At 75.0% G+C, this 12,486-nt stretch carries 12 protein-coding genes and 1 tRNA gene; 7 read left to right on the top strand and 6 right to left on the bottom strand.

Annotated features, from left to right (window positions below):
- The first annotated feature begins 90 nt into the window (after positions 1-90).
- From ACJTNH_RS12825 to ACJTNH_RS12815, 3 genes are all read left to right on the top strand, one after another.
- Positions 91-639: a septum formation initiator family protein gene (locus tag ACJTNH_RS12825; protein WP_458176221.1), complete on the top strand. Its 549-nt coding sequence runs from the start codon at positions 91-93 to the stop codon at positions 637-639.
- Positions 640-728: 89 nt separating this feature from the next.
- Entirely contained in the window at positions 729-1,292 is a 564-nt protein-coding gene (locus ACJTNH_RS12820) for a DUF501 domain-containing protein (protein ID WP_458176219.1), read from the top strand.
- Complete coding sequence (locus ACJTNH_RS12815) at positions 1,289-2,239, top strand: Ppx/GppA phosphatase family protein (RefSeq protein WP_458176218.1); 951 nt, start codon at positions 1,289-1,291, stop codon at positions 2,237-2,239. The genes ACJTNH_RS12820 and ACJTNH_RS12815 overlap by 4 nt, the downstream gene beginning before the upstream one ends.
- Before the next feature lie 87 nt (positions 2,240-2,326).
- On the opposite strand, the gene ACJTNH_RS12810 is transcribed toward ACJTNH_RS12815, so the two are convergent.
- Positions 2,327-2,632 carry a DUF4235 domain-containing protein gene (locus tag ACJTNH_RS12810; RefSeq protein ID WP_458176216.1) on the bottom strand — a complete coding sequence of 102 codons (306 nt, stop codon included), beginning with the start codon at positions 2,630-2,632 and terminating at the stop codon, positions 2,327-2,329.
- 59 nt (positions 2,633-2,691) lie between these two features.
- Between ACJTNH_RS12810 and ACJTNH_RS12805 the strand changes: the two genes are divergently transcribed.
- From ACJTNH_RS12805 to ACJTNH_RS12795, 3 genes are all read left to right on the top strand, one after another.
- Positions 2,692-3,453, top strand: coding sequence for a uracil-DNA glycosylase (locus ACJTNH_RS12805; RefSeq protein ID WP_458176214.1), 762 nt, complete (start codon positions 2,692-2,694; stop codon positions 3,451-3,453).
- Between the two features lie 9 nt (positions 3,454-3,462).
- Positions 3,463-3,536, top strand: a tRNA-Leu gene (locus tag ACJTNH_RS12800).
- A 117-nt stretch (positions 3,537-3,653) separates the two neighbouring features.
- The gene (locus ACJTNH_RS12795) at positions 3,654-4,475 is read left to right on the top strand and encodes a Bax inhibitor-1/YccA family protein (RefSeq protein ID WP_458176212.1); all 822 of its coding nucleotides are present in this window, start codon (positions 3,654-3,656) and stop codon (positions 4,473-4,475) included.
- Between the two features lie 150 nt (positions 4,476-4,625).
- On the opposite strand, the gene ACJTNH_RS12790 is transcribed toward ACJTNH_RS12795, so the two are convergent.
- On the bottom strand, positions 4,626-5,846 hold the full coding sequence (locus tag ACJTNH_RS12790; protein WP_458176210.1) for an acetyl-CoA C-acetyltransferase: 1,221 nt from the start codon (positions 5,844-5,846) through the stop codon (positions 4,626-4,628).
- A 93-nt stretch (positions 5,847-5,939) separates the two neighbouring features.
- Positions 5,940-6,959, bottom strand: a complete 1,020-nt coding sequence (locus tag ACJTNH_RS12785; protein WP_458176208.1) for an SGNH/GDSL hydrolase family protein — start codon at positions 6,957-6,959, stop codon at positions 5,940-5,942.
- Between the two features lie 87 nt (positions 6,960-7,046).
- Here ACJTNH_RS12785 and ACJTNH_RS12780 point away from each other — a divergent pair, with 87 nt between their 5' ends.
- On the top strand, positions 7,047-8,399 hold the full coding sequence (locus tag ACJTNH_RS12780) for a DUF2252 domain-containing protein (RefSeq protein ID WP_458176206.1): 1,353 nt from the start codon (positions 7,047-7,049) through the stop codon (positions 8,397-8,399).
- A gap of 7 nt (positions 8,400-8,406) precedes the next feature.
- Here the strand turns inward: ACJTNH_RS12780 and ACJTNH_RS12775 are convergent, their stop codons facing one another.
- The 3 genes from ACJTNH_RS12775 to ACJTNH_RS12765 all read right to left on the bottom strand — a co-directional run bounded on the left by ACJTNH_RS12775 (position 8,407) and on the right by ACJTNH_RS12765 (position 12,429).
- The gene (locus ACJTNH_RS12775; protein ID WP_458176204.1) at positions 8,407-8,877 is read right to left on the bottom strand and encodes a GNAT family N-acetyltransferase; all 471 of its coding nucleotides are present in this window, start codon (positions 8,875-8,877) and stop codon (positions 8,407-8,409) included.
- Positions 8,878-8,945: 68 nt separating this feature from the next.
- Complete coding sequence (locus tag ACJTNH_RS12770; RefSeq protein WP_458176202.1) at positions 8,946-10,940, bottom strand: vWA domain-containing protein; 1,995 nt, start codon at positions 10,938-10,940, stop codon at positions 8,946-8,948.
- A gap of 1 nt (position 10,941) precedes the next feature.
- A complete protein-coding gene (locus tag ACJTNH_RS12765) occupies positions 10,942-12,429 on the bottom strand; it encodes a sigma 54-interacting transcriptional regulator (RefSeq protein WP_458176200.1) in 1,488 nt (495 codons plus the stop codon).
- Between the last annotated feature and the right edge of the window lie 57 nt (positions 12,430-12,486).

Genomic DNA, 12,486 nt, shown 5'->3' with positions numbered 1-12,486 from the left:
CCCCCCCCCCCCCCCCCCCCCCCCCCCCCCCCCCCCCCCCCCCCCCCCCCCCCGCCCCCCCCGTTCGTGCAGGAACAGCGAGGAGAACCAGTGAGCACCGGTCCCACCCGCCGTGGCCGCTCCGGGGGCGCCCGCCGCCGGACCCCGTCGCGGCCCGTGCGGGCCGGTGCCCGCGGCGCGGCGGACAGCCGGCCGGGTCGCCGCACCACCCGCCGGCCGACCCGGGGGACCGCGCCGCGGCGCGGCCCGCGGTTCACCGGCCGCGCGGTGCTGCTCACCGCCCTCGTGCTGCTGCTGGCGCTCACCCTCGCTGGGCCGGTGCGCCAGTACGTCGCCGGCCGGCAGCAGCTCGCCCAGCTGGCGGCCGAGGAGGCCGCCCTCTCCCAGCGGGCCGCCGAGCTGCAGGCCAGGCTGGACCAGCAGGCCGACCCGGCCTACGTCGAGCAGCAGGCCCGCGAGCGGCTGATCTTGGTCCCGCCGGGCAGCCGGCTGGTCATCGTGGGCGACGCCGGCGACCCCGGAGACACCGCCGACGCGCCGGCCGGGGCGACCGACCCCCGCGCGCCGCTGCCCTGGTACGAGGGGCTGCTCAGCTCGATCGCCGACGCCGACGGCGACCCCGCCACGGACGGCGACTGAGGCCCACCCCGACCCCCGCCGCGAGCTCAGCGCGGTGCCCGGGAGGGGGCCGTGACGGCGCAGCGGAGGCGCTGCCGCAGACTTCTGGGGTGTCCAGTCCCGACCCCACCCAGGTCTCGCCGCCGGTCACGCCGGACGAGCGCGCCGTCATCGCCCGCCAGCTCGGCCGCCCACCCCGTGCGCTGGTCGGTGTCGCGCACCGGTGCCCGTGCGGGCAGCCCGACGTCGTCGAGACCTCGCCGCGGCTGGAGGACGGGACCCCGTTCCCGACGCTGTACTACCTGACCTGCCCGCGGGCGACGGCGGCGGCGAGCCGACTGGAGTCGGCCGGCCGGATGCGGGAGTGGCAGGACGAGCTGGCCACCGACCCCGAGCTGGCCGCGGCCTACCTCGAGGCGCACGAGGCCTTCCTGGCCACCCGCGACGCCCGGGACGTGCTGCCGACCCGGGCCACCGCCGGCGGCATGCCCGACCGGGTGAAGTGCCTGCACGCCCTGGCCGCGCACGCCCTGGCCGCCGGCCCCGGTGTGAACCCGATCGGCGGCCGGGCGGTGGCCGAGATGGGGGAGTGGTGGGCAGCCGGGCCGTGCGCCCAGCCGTCTCCCCAGGACCCGGCGGACGTGCGCTCCCCGGACGCGGAGGGACGGGCGTGACCCGGGTCGCCGCCATCGACTGCGGCACCAACTCGATCCGGCTGCTGGTGGCCGACGTCCCGGCGGTGGGGGCGCACACCGACCTGCTGCGCCGGATGGAGGTCGTCCGGCTGGGCCAGGGGGTGGACGCCACGGGCCGGCTGGCCCCCGAGGCGATCGAGCGCACCCGCGTGGTGCTGGCCGAGTACGCCGCCCAGGCCCGCGAGCTGGGCGCCGAGCGGGTGCGGATGGTCGCGACCAGCGCCAGCCGGGACGCCGCCAACCGGGACGACTTCGAGGCGATGGTGGTCGCCACCCTCGGTCAGCTGCCCGACGTGGTGCCGGGCGTGGAGGAGGCCGAGCTCTCCTTCCTCGGGGCGACGGCGTCCCTGGCCGCGGCGGCGCAGGCGCACGGGTCCCCGGCGCCCCGCCCGCCGTACCTGGTCGTCGACATCGGCGGCGGCTCGACGGAGTTCGTGCTCGGCGACGCGGGCGGGGTGCGCGCGGCCCGGTCGGTGGACGTCGGGTGCGTGCGGCTCACCGAGCGGCACCTGCGCAGCGACCCCCCGCCGCCGGACGAGGTGCAGGCCGCCGAGGCCGACGTGCGTGCCGCGCTCGAGCTGGTCGCCGCCGAGGTGCCGGTGGGGGAGGCCGCCACGCTGGTGGGGCTGGCCGGCTCGGTGACGACGGTGGCCGCCCTGGCGCTGGGCCTCACCGCCTACGACCCGGCCGCCATCCACGGCTCCCGCATCCCGGTCGGCGCCGTCCGCTCGGTCACCGCCGGCCTGCTCACCGCCACCCGGGCCCGGCGGGCGGCCTCACCGGTCATGCACCCGGGCCGGGTCGACGTCATCGGCGCGGGCGCCCTCGTGCTCCGGGTGATCATGGACGCCTTCGAACTCGAGGACGTCGTGGTCAGCGAGCACGACATCCTCGACGGCATCGCCCTCCGCCTCGCGCGCCCGTGACGCCGCGACCCTGACGCCGCCCGCGGCCCGAAGGACCCCCTCCTCCCCACCCCTCGCAAGCTCGGGGCGGTGCCCTGGAGGGGGCCGTCAGGCGGCGCTGTCGGCGTTGACGCCGGGCGGCAGGTTGCCGGTGATCTTCCGGTAGACGGTCGCGGCCGCGTTGGCCGCGACCAGCCGGCCGGCGGCGTACAGAGTGCCGGAGACCGCCGCCCAGGCCAGCGCGTCGGGCCAGGTGACCCCGGGGGCGATGGGGTTCTTCGGCGGCGGGTAGCCGCGCACCTTCTCCCAGGTCGTGTCCGCGACCTTCTTGACCACGATCCCGGCCGGGATCGCCATGGCCGGGCCGAGCAGCTTGTACAGCAACGGGGTCTTCACCTTCTGCTTCTTCGCCACCCCCCGATCATGCCGGGGGTGGCTGCGGTGCGCTCCCGGAGCAGTGCTGTGCTGTCGGCATGGCACGTGACGCCGACGGCTTCCCCGTCACCCGCAGCGCCGCCGGCGTCCGGCGCGGCGCGGCCGCCAGCCGGGACCTGGTGGTGCTGGACGAGCGGGTCTCCGGCTGCCGGGCCTGCCCTCGGCTGGTGGCCTGGCGCGAGGAGGTCGCCCGGGTGAAGCGGGCGTCGTTCCGGGACGAGGACTACTGGGGCCGGCCGGTGCCCGGTCTCGGGCCGGCGGACGCGCGGATCGCCGTGGTCGGGCTGGCCCCGGCGGCCCACGGGGGCAACCGCACCGGCCGGGTGTTCACCGGCGATCGCAGCGGTGACTGGATCTTCGCCGCGCTCTGGCGCGCCGGGCTGGCGAACCAGCCGACCTCGGTGCACGCCGACGACGGCCTCGAGCTCACCGACGTCCGGGTGTGCGCCGCGGTCCGCTGCGCCCCGCCGGCGAACGCCCCGACGCCCGAGGAGCGGGACACCTGCTCGCCGTGGCTGGCCCGCGAGCTCGAGCTGCTGCCGCGGCTGCGGGTGGTCGTCGTCCTGGGCGGGTTCGGCTGGACGGCGCTGTGGCCGGTGCTCGCCGGTGCCGGCGTGACGCTGCCCCGCCCTCGGCCGGCCTTCGGGCACGGGGTCGAGGTCACCCTGGCCGGGCCACACGGCCCGCTGACCCTGCTGGGCAGCTACCACGTCAGCCAGCAGAACACCTTCACCGGCAAGCTCACCGAACCGATGCTGGACGCCGTGCTCGCCCGTGCGACGGAGCTGGCAAGCTCCTGAGCGCTGAACGCCCTCGTAGCCCAATCGGCAGAGGCAGGCCCCTTAAAAGGGTCCCAGTGTCGGTTCGAACCCGACCGGGGGCACCCGTCGGCAGTGGGCCGGCAGAGTGGGAACTCGCCGGGCTGACCTGGCGTTGGAACAGGCAGCGTGGGGTGCACCGACTGCCTCACGGTCCGACCAGTCACCTCGAGGAGATGACGATGCCCAGCAGCAACCCGGCCTTCAGCCGGGGGTTCCCCGCGGCCGGCAACGGCCAGTACGCCGGCTGGGGCACGACCCCGCAGCAGACCTACGGCGGGGTGCCCACCCAGCAGGACCCGTACGCCGCACCGTCGCCGTACGCGGCCACCGGCCGCGCCTACCTGACGATGGACGACGTCGTCACCAAGACCGGCATCACCTTCCTGGTGACCGTCCTGGCCGCCGCCGCCACCTGGGCGCTGCCCGGCACCACCGCCGCCGCCTTCGCGCTGCCGGCGGTGCTGATCGCCTTCGTGATCGCGATGGTGATCTCGTTCAAGCAGATCGCCAACCCCGGTGCCACGCTGGCCTTCGCGGCCCTCGAGGGCATCGCGCTGGGTGCGATCAGCGAGCTCTACGCCACCCAGTTCGGCGGCAACATCATCATGCAGGCGGTGATCGGCACCTTCGGTGTCTTCGTCGGCATGCTGGTGGTCTACAAGACCGGTGCCATCCGGGTCACCCCGAAGCTGACCCGCTGGATCGTCGGCGCGATGTTCGGTGTGCTGGCCCTGGTGCTGGTCAACCTGGTCGCCAGCTTCTTCACCCCCGGCGGCCTCGGCCTGCGTGACGGTGGCCCGCTGGCCATCGTGTTCAGCCTGGTCGTCATCGGTGTCGCGGCGTTCTCGCTGCTGCTCGACTTCGACATGGCTGACGAGGCGATCCGCCGCGGTGCCGAGCCGAAGTTCGCCTGGTACATCGCCTTCGGCCTCCTGGTGACGGTCGTCTGGCTGTACCTGGAGATCCTGCGGCTGCTCAGCTACCTGCAGTCCAGCGACTGATGAAGGGCCCCCTTCTCCTCACCCCTCGCACGCTCGGGGCGAGCCTCTGAAGGGGGCCTGACAACGACGAAGGCCCGGTCCCCCTGGGGGCCGGGCCTTCGTCGTGTGACCGGGGCGGCCGTGTTGGCGAACACGGCCGCCCCCTGGGGGTCAGCTGAGGCGCTCGAGCACCATCGCCATGCCCTGGCCGCCACCGACGCACATGGTCTCCAGGCCGAACTGTCCGTCCCGGGCGCGCAGGCCGTTGAGCAGGGTGCCGGTGATCCGGGCACCGGTCATGCCGAACGGGTGCCCGACGGCGATGGCGCCGCCGTGCACGTTCAGCTTGTCGATGTCGATGCCCAGGTCGCGGTAGCTGGGGATGACCTGCGCGGCGAACGCCTCGTTGATCTCCACCAGGTCCATGTCCGAGATGGACATCCCGGCGCGGGCCAGCGCCTGCTGGGAGGCGGCGACCGGGCCGTAGCCCATGATCTCCGGGGAGAGCCCGGTGACGCCGGTGGAGACGATCCGGGCCAGCGGGGTGATGCCCAGCTCTGCGGCCTTGGTGTCGCTCATGACCACCAGTGCTGCGGCGCCGTCGTTGAGCGGGCAGGCGTTGCCGGCGGTGACCCGGCCCTCGGGACGGAAGACCGGCTTCAGGCCGGAGATGCCCTCGATCGTGGTGCCGGCGCGCGGGCCGTCGTCCTTGGTCACCACGGTGCCGTCAGGGGTGGTGACCGGGGTGATCTCCCGCTCCCAGAAGCCGTCGGCGATCGCCTGCTCGGCCAGGTTCTGGCTGCGCACGGCGAACTCGTCCATCTCCTGGCGGGAGACGTCCTTGAGCAGCGCCAGGTTCTCCGCCGTCTGGCCCATGGCGATGTAGGCGTCGGGCAGGTCGCCGTCCTCGCGCGGGTCGTGCCAGGAGTCGGCGCCGCTCTCGGCGGCCTTGGCGACCTTGGCCTGGGCGGCCTCGAACCGCGGGTTCTGGGTGTCCGGGATGGCGTCGGAGTTGCCCTTGACGAAGCGGGACACCATCTCCACGCCCGCCGAGATGAACACGTCGCCCTCGCCGGCCTTGATCGCGTGCAGCGCCATCCGGGTGGTCTGCAGCGAGGAGGAGCAGTAGCGGGTGATCGTCGTCCCGGGCAGGTGGTCCATGCCCATCAGGACGGCGACGACGCGGCCCATGTTGAAGCCCTGCTCACCGCCGGGCAGGCCGCAGCCCAGCATCAGGTCGTCGATGTCGGTGGGGTCGAGCTGCGGCACCTGGTCGAGTGCGGCCCGGGTGATCGTGGCGGCCAGGTCGTCGGGCCGGAGGTCCTTGAGCGACCCCTTGAACGCGCGGCCGATGGGGGAGCGGGCGGCGGCGACGATGACGGCTTCGGGCATGGGTCCTCCACGATGAGGCGCGCCGCCTCGGTGGGCGGCGACGGACGTCGGTCGCCTGCGAACCTACTCCCGGGTACGGAGCGGTACGCGACCTCAGGACGACGCGGTGGCGGAGACGGCCTCGTCGGCCCGCTCGGCGGTGGGGATGTCCGGCGGGCGCCGGCGGCGCAACCGGGCCCAGGGGCCCCGTGGCCCGGTCTCCTGGCCGCGGACGGCGGTCGGCTGGACCTCGGTGCCGGGGCGCCCGGCAGCGCGGGCCGCGGCCTGGGCGACCGGCCGCACGGTGTCCCGGCGCAGCCGCAGGCCGCGGTCGGCGGCGGCCGGCCAGACGCCGAGTGCGTCGGCGACCGAGGGCAGCAGCGACGCCGCGGCCGCCGCGTAACCGGCGGCCGAGGGGTGGAACTCGTCGTTGCTGAACAGCCCGCGGTCGGTGGCGAAGGACGGGCCCAGCACGGAGCCCAGCGAGACGGTGCGCCCGCCCTCGGCGACCACCGCGATCGTCTGCGCCGCGGCGAGCTGGCGGCTCCAGCGCCGGGCGAGCAGGCGCAGCGGCTGGCTGATCGGCCGGATCGTGCCGAGGTCGGGGCAGGTGCCGACGACCACCTGGCAGTCGGCGGCGATCAGCCGGCGGACCGCCTCGGCCAGCGCCCGCACCGAGTCGGCGGGCCGGGCCCGGCTGGTCACGTCGTTGGCGCCGATCATGATCACGGCGACGTCCGGGTGCTCGTCGAGCGCCAGGTCGACCTGGGCGGCGAGGTCCTTGGACACGGCGCCGGACCGGGCGAACTTGGCCAGCCGGACCGGCCGCTCGGCGAGCTCGGTGAGGGCGGCGGCGATGAGCACGCCCGGGGTCTCGCCGGGCTCCTCCACGCCGAGCCCGACGGCGCTGGAGTCACCCAGCACGGTGAGGACCAGCGGCTTGCCGCGGCCCCGGCCGTAGACGCCGTTGCCGGTCGGTGGGTCGGCCTTGGCGGTGCGGGCGACGACCTTGCGGCGGGCCGCGCGGGCCTCCTCGCGGAGCAGCGTCACCAGGGCAGCGCCGGCCAGGCCGACCCCGCCACCGCCGTACACGGCGCCGGTCGCCAGTCGCCGCGCCCTGCTCGCTCGCGTCACCCGGCCCGTCCTCTCTCCCGGCCCCCACGCCGCGTCCTGCGGTCGGGAGCGCTGATCACCAGGCTATCCACCACCTACGGTGGGGCCGTGGCCGACCACGCTCACCTCACCCCTCCGGACGACGACCGTCAGCAGCAGATCGTCGACGTCCTCGTCGATGCCTTCGCCGACCTGATGGCCGCCGACGCGGACGCCTTCCGGACCAAGTTCCGCAAGATGGCCGCCGACCCGTTCGCCTTCTACCGCGGCTCGGCGTGCCTGTTCTACGCCGACATGGCGACGATCTCCGATCGCTGGTGCGACGAGCGGACGTCGCGGGTGTGGATCCACGGTGACCTGCACGCGGAGAAATTCGGCACCTACATGGACGGCCAGGGGCGGATCGTCTTCGACGTCAACGACTTCGACGAGGCCTACCTCGGCCACGTCAGCTGGGACCTGCGCCGGTTCGCCGCCAGCTTCGCGCTGCTGGCCTGGCGCAAGGCACTCGGCGACGACGCGATCGACGCCGTGCTGCGCCGCTACCTGGAGGCCTACCTGGACCAGGTGCACGCCTTCGTGGCCGCCGACGACGACCGCTCCTTCGCCCTCCGCCGGGAGAACACCGAGGGCGCCGTGCACGAGCTGGTGCTCGCCACCACCGAGCGCACCCGGATCGGCCTGCTGCAGCGGATGACGGTGATCGAGGCCCACCAGCGGCGCTTCGCCGAGGGCCCCCGCACCCGCCGGCTGGACGACGCGGAGCACGCGGTGGTGCTCGCCGCCGTCCAGCGGTACCGGGAGACGCTGCCGGCGGGCACGCGCCGCCGCGAGGTCACCTACGACGTGAAGGACGTCGTGGCCACCGGCGGCTTCGGCATCGGCAGCGCCGGGCTGCCGGCCTACAACGTGCTCATCGAGGGCTACGACCAGGCGCTGGAGAACGACGTCGTCCTGTCGATCAAGCAGGGCGGGGTGCCCGCGGTCAGCCGGATCGTGACCGACCCGGCGATCCGCCGGCACTTCGAGCACGAGGGCCACCGGACGGCGATGAGCCAGCGGGCGCTGCAGTCCCACGCCTCCCCGTTCCTGGGGCACACCGAGATCGACGGGGTCGGGTTCGTGGTCGCGGAGCTGTCGCCCTACGAGCTGGACCTGGACTGGGACGAGCTGACCGAGCCCGAGGAGATCCTCCCGGTGGTCGCCCAGCTGGGCCGGGCCACGGCGAAGATGCACTGCGTCGGGGACGCCGACAGCGACCACGAGCTCGTCGACTTCCAGACCGAGGACGCGATCACCGAGATGGTGGGCGACCGGCGCGAGGAGCTGATCGCCGACCTGACCGCCTTCGCCCACTCCTACGCCCAGCGCACCCGGGACGACCACCGGCTGTTCGTGGACGCCTTCCGTGCCGGGCAGGTCCCGGGGATCAGCTCGAGCGGGGAGCACCCGCTGCGCTGACGCCGGGTCAGCGGATCGGCAGCTCGATCAGCATGCCGCGGTGCGGGCCGACCGGGCGCAGGTCGTACTCGTCGGTGACGATCGTGAAGCCGATCCGCCGGTAGAAGCCGACGGCCGTCGCCCGGGCGTCGCACCAGACCAGCTGCCCGCCGCGCGCCGCGACCCGGGTGAGCCCGGCGGCGACCAGCGCCCGCCCCGCGCCGAGGCCCCGTACCCGGGGGTCGGTGGCCATGCCGCGCAGCTGCCAGGAGCCCTCGCCCTCCCGCCACGGGCAGTCCCGCGGGTGGAACCGGACCACGCCGACCACCTCGCCGCCGTCGATCCGGGCGGCCAGGTGGAGGGTGTAGGGGGCGTCGTCCTCGTCGATCTCCAGCGGCCGGCCCTGGCGGAGCTCCTGGGCCCGCAGCGGGTAGGTGGTCGCGGCGTCGACCTGCTCGATGGTGATCGTGCCGGTTCCGACGTCGGACTCGCTGCTCACCCGTTCAGTGTCCCCGACCCCACGACGTGCCGTTGCGGCCCCGCCGCAGGGGACGGCGGGGCCGCTCGTCAGCGGCGGCCGCGCCCCCGGCGGGCCCGGAGGTAGTCGGCGACGACGTACTCGCCGAGCCGCTCGCTGTCGGGCTGGAAGACCCGGCCGCCGGCCCGCGCGGTGATGTCGTGCACGAACTCCACCAGCCCGGGCTCCGGGTCGAGGGCGAACACGTTGAGGGTCGCCCCCGAGCGGGCCACCCGCTCGACCTCGGCGACCGTGCGGGCGATCGTCTCGGGCATCGGCGGCCAGCAGAAGTACGGCGTCCCGTCGTCCTCCAGGTGCGCGGTCGGCTCGCCGTCGGTGACCACCAGGACCACGGGCTCGGCGTCCCGGTGCCGGGCCAGGAAGCGGCGGGCCAGCATGAGGCCGTGCTGCAGGTTGGTGCCCTGCAGGGTGTCCACGCTCAGCTCGGCCAGCGTCTCCGGGCGCAGCACCTGCGCCGTGGACGAGAAGCCGATGATCTCGATGGCGTCCTGCGGGAACTGGGTGGTGACCAGCGAGTGCAGGGCCATCGCCGTCGACTTGGCCGCGCCCCAGGTGCCGCGCAGCGCCATCGAGTAGGAGAGGTCGACCAGCAGCGCCACGGCGGCGCCGGTGCGCCGCTCGGTCTCGACCACCTCGAAGTCCTCGACGGCGATCTGCACCCGGCGCTCGCCCTCGCCCCGGGGGCTGCCGGCACTGCGCAGCACCGCGTTGCGCACGGTGCGGACGACGTCCAGCGGCTGCTCGTCGCCGAACCGCCACTCCCGTGACGCCCCGGTCAGCTCGCCGGCGGCCCCGGCGTCGGCGACGTCGTGCTCGCCGCGGCCGGTCGCCGACAGCTGGGCGAACACCCGGCGCAGCGCGGTGGCGCCCAGCCGGCGCACCGCCTTGGGAGACAGCTGCAGCGCCCCCTCGGAGCGGTTCAGCCAGCCCTGCCGCTCGAGCTCCCGTTCCAGCCGGCGCAGCGCCGCCAGGTCGTCGACGGCCGAGCGGCCCAGCGCCTGCTCCAGCAGCTCCTCGTCGACGTCGGCCAGCGAGGCGCCGGCGTACCCCTGGGACAGCTGCTGGGACAGCGACTCCAGGTCGGCCAGCTCGGCGACCGCGGTCGTCGCGTCGCCCAGGCCGAGGCCCTGCTCGCCGTCCGGGACCGGCCCGCGCTGCCCCCACGGCAGGTCGGGGCGGGCCTGGCGCAGCGCGTCGGACAGGTGGGCCATCTCGCTCTGCAGGCCGAGGTCGCCCATGGCCTGGCCCATCAGGTCCTGCAGCTCGGCCCGCTGCTCGGGGGAGAGCCCGGCCAGCATCCGCTCCTGGGCGGCGGCCCGGCGGGCGAGGGAGTCGATCAGCTCCTCCACCGACTGCGGGTCGTCGGGGAAGAACTGCCCGTGCCGCGCCATGAAGTCGGCGAACCGGGAGTCGGTGTCCTCGCCGCGGTTGTGCGCGTCGACCAGGGCGGAGAGGTCGGCGACCATGTCCTTGACCGCCTGCATCGCCGTGCCGTCGCCGTCGGCCATCTGCTGCAGGGCCTGCTTCATCCCCTGGAACGAGCTGTCCAGCACCTCCTGCCGGAGCAGGTCCTCGATCTCCCGGTAGGCCTGCGCGGCCTCCGGTGAGCGCCAGGCGCGGTCCTTGAGCGCCCGGACGGCGCCGGCGGTGTCCTGCGGCAGCGCGTCCAGCTCGGCCTCGGCCAGCCGGGCGGCGTCGTCCGGGTCGGGGAACAGCGCCGTCCGCTCGGCCTCCACGGCGCGGTCCAGGAGCTCGCGGACCTGCTCCAGCGTGCCGTCGAGACGCCCGGCCTGCCGGGCCTTGCGGAGCCGGTCGCGGACGTCGCGGCGCAGCTGGTCGAGCCCGCGCCGGCCGTCGATGCCGCGGCGCAGCAGGTCGCGCATCGCCTCGCGGACGCCGCTGCCCGCCAGCACCTGGTCGCCGATCTCGTCGACCGCCGCGGCGACGTCGTAGGGCGGCGCGAGCGGGTCGGGCCCGCCGCGCCACTTGCCGTACCGGTACCCGCCGTGCCGTCGCTGGGGCACGTCAGGCCCCGTAGACCGTGCGGGAGCCGTCGGTGTCCTTGGCCAGCCGGCGGGTGAGCCAGAGCCCCTCGAGCGCGAACTCCACCGCGGCGGCGGCCTGCTCGGCCGACTGCTCGCCCTCGGGCACCCCGAGCCGGCCCAGCAGCTGGGCCAGGTGCGGGATGGTGCCCAGCTGCCCGAGCAGGGCCGCGGCCGGCACGAGGTCACCGGACTCCACGGTGTCGCCGCTGGTGAAGTGCTCCTGCAGACCGGTGAGGTCCAGGCCGCCGCAGCGGGCCCGGAAGGTCTGCGCGGTGGCCTGCCGGAGCAGGTGCTCCAGCACCTCCAGGTCGCGATCGTCGTCGGAGTCGCTGCCGGCGTCGGCGAACTCGACCTTGCCGCGGCTGGCCGGGACGATGCTGGGCAGGTCGACGACCCGGGCGACCGGCCGCGACTCCCCGGCCACGGCGGCCCGGCGGACGGCGGAGGCGGCGACGGTCTCCAGCCCGGCGATGGCGAACCGGGCGCTGACCCCGGAGCGCTGGTCGACGTGGCTGGACTCGCGCACCAGGCGGGTGAACCGGGCGACGATCTCCACCAGGTGCTCGGGCACCAGCGGGGCGTCCAGCGCAGTCGCCCGTTCCCCGCCCGGCCCGCCCATGAGCCAGCCGGTCTGCGCCTCCTGGTGCAGCAGCCGGATCTCGTCGGCGAGCTCGATCGGGTAGTGGGTGCGCACCTCCGCGCCGAACCGGTCCTTGAGCGGGGTGATGATCCGGCCGCGGTTGGTGTAGTCCTCGGGGTTGGCGCTGGCCACCAGCAGCAGGTCCAGCGGCAGCCGCACCCGGTAGCCGCGGATCTGGATGTCCCGCTCCTCCAGCACGTTGAGCAGCGCGACCTGGATGCGCTCGGCCAGGTCGGGCAGCTCGTTGACGCTGAAGATGCCGCGGTTGGTACGCGGCACCAGCCCGTAGTGCACCGTCTCCGGGTCGCCCAGCGTGCGGCCCTCGGCGACCTTGATCGGGTCGACGTCGCCGATCAGGTCGCCGACGCTGGTGTCGGGGGTGGCCAGCTTCTCGCCGAAGCGCTCGCTGCGGTGCAGCCAGCCGACCGGGGTGGCGTCGCCGTGCTCGGCGATCTGCCGGTGCGCCCAGACGCTGATCGGCTCCAGCGGGTGCTCGTTCAGCTCGCTGCCGACCAGCACCGGCGTCCACTCGTCGAGCAGGCCGACCAGGGTGCGGATCAGCCGGGTCTTGCCCTGGCCGCGCTCGCCGAGCAGCACGAGGTCGTGGCCGGCGATGAGGGCGCGCTCGACCTCGGGGACGACGGTCTCCTCGAAGCCGACGATGCCGGGCAGGGAGGGCTCGCCGGCGGCCAGCCGGGCGAGCAGGTTGTCGCGGATCTCGGCCTTGACCGGCCGGGGGGTGGCGCCGCTGGCGCGGAGTTCGCCCAGGGTCGTGGGAGCAGGTGGGGTGGGGGACTGCGAGGTCCCCAGCGGTGCGGCGTCCGTCACCTCGACCACGGTACGACGCACCGGTGACACCCGGGTGTCCGTCGCTCCGCCGACCTG

This window comes from Modestobacter lacusdianchii, from assembly GCF_054177765.1.
The sequence above is the reverse complement of the archived record's forward strand: the minus strand, read 5'-3'. Positions and strand labels throughout refer to the sequence as shown.

Coding starts and splice junctions, on each gene's coding strand:
- ACJTNH_RS12790 (WP_458176210.1), bottom strand. CDS start 5,846: ATGCCCGAAGCCGTCATCGTCGCCGCCGCCCGCTCCCCCATCGGCCGC.
- ACJTNH_RS12795 (WP_458176212.1), top strand. CDS start 3,654: ATGCCCAGCAGCAACCCGGCCTTCAGCCGGGGGTTCCCCGCGGCCGGC.
- ACJTNH_RS12805 (WP_458176214.1), top strand. CDS start 2,692: ATGGCACGTGACGCCGACGGCTTCCCCGTCACCCGCAGCGCCGCCGGC.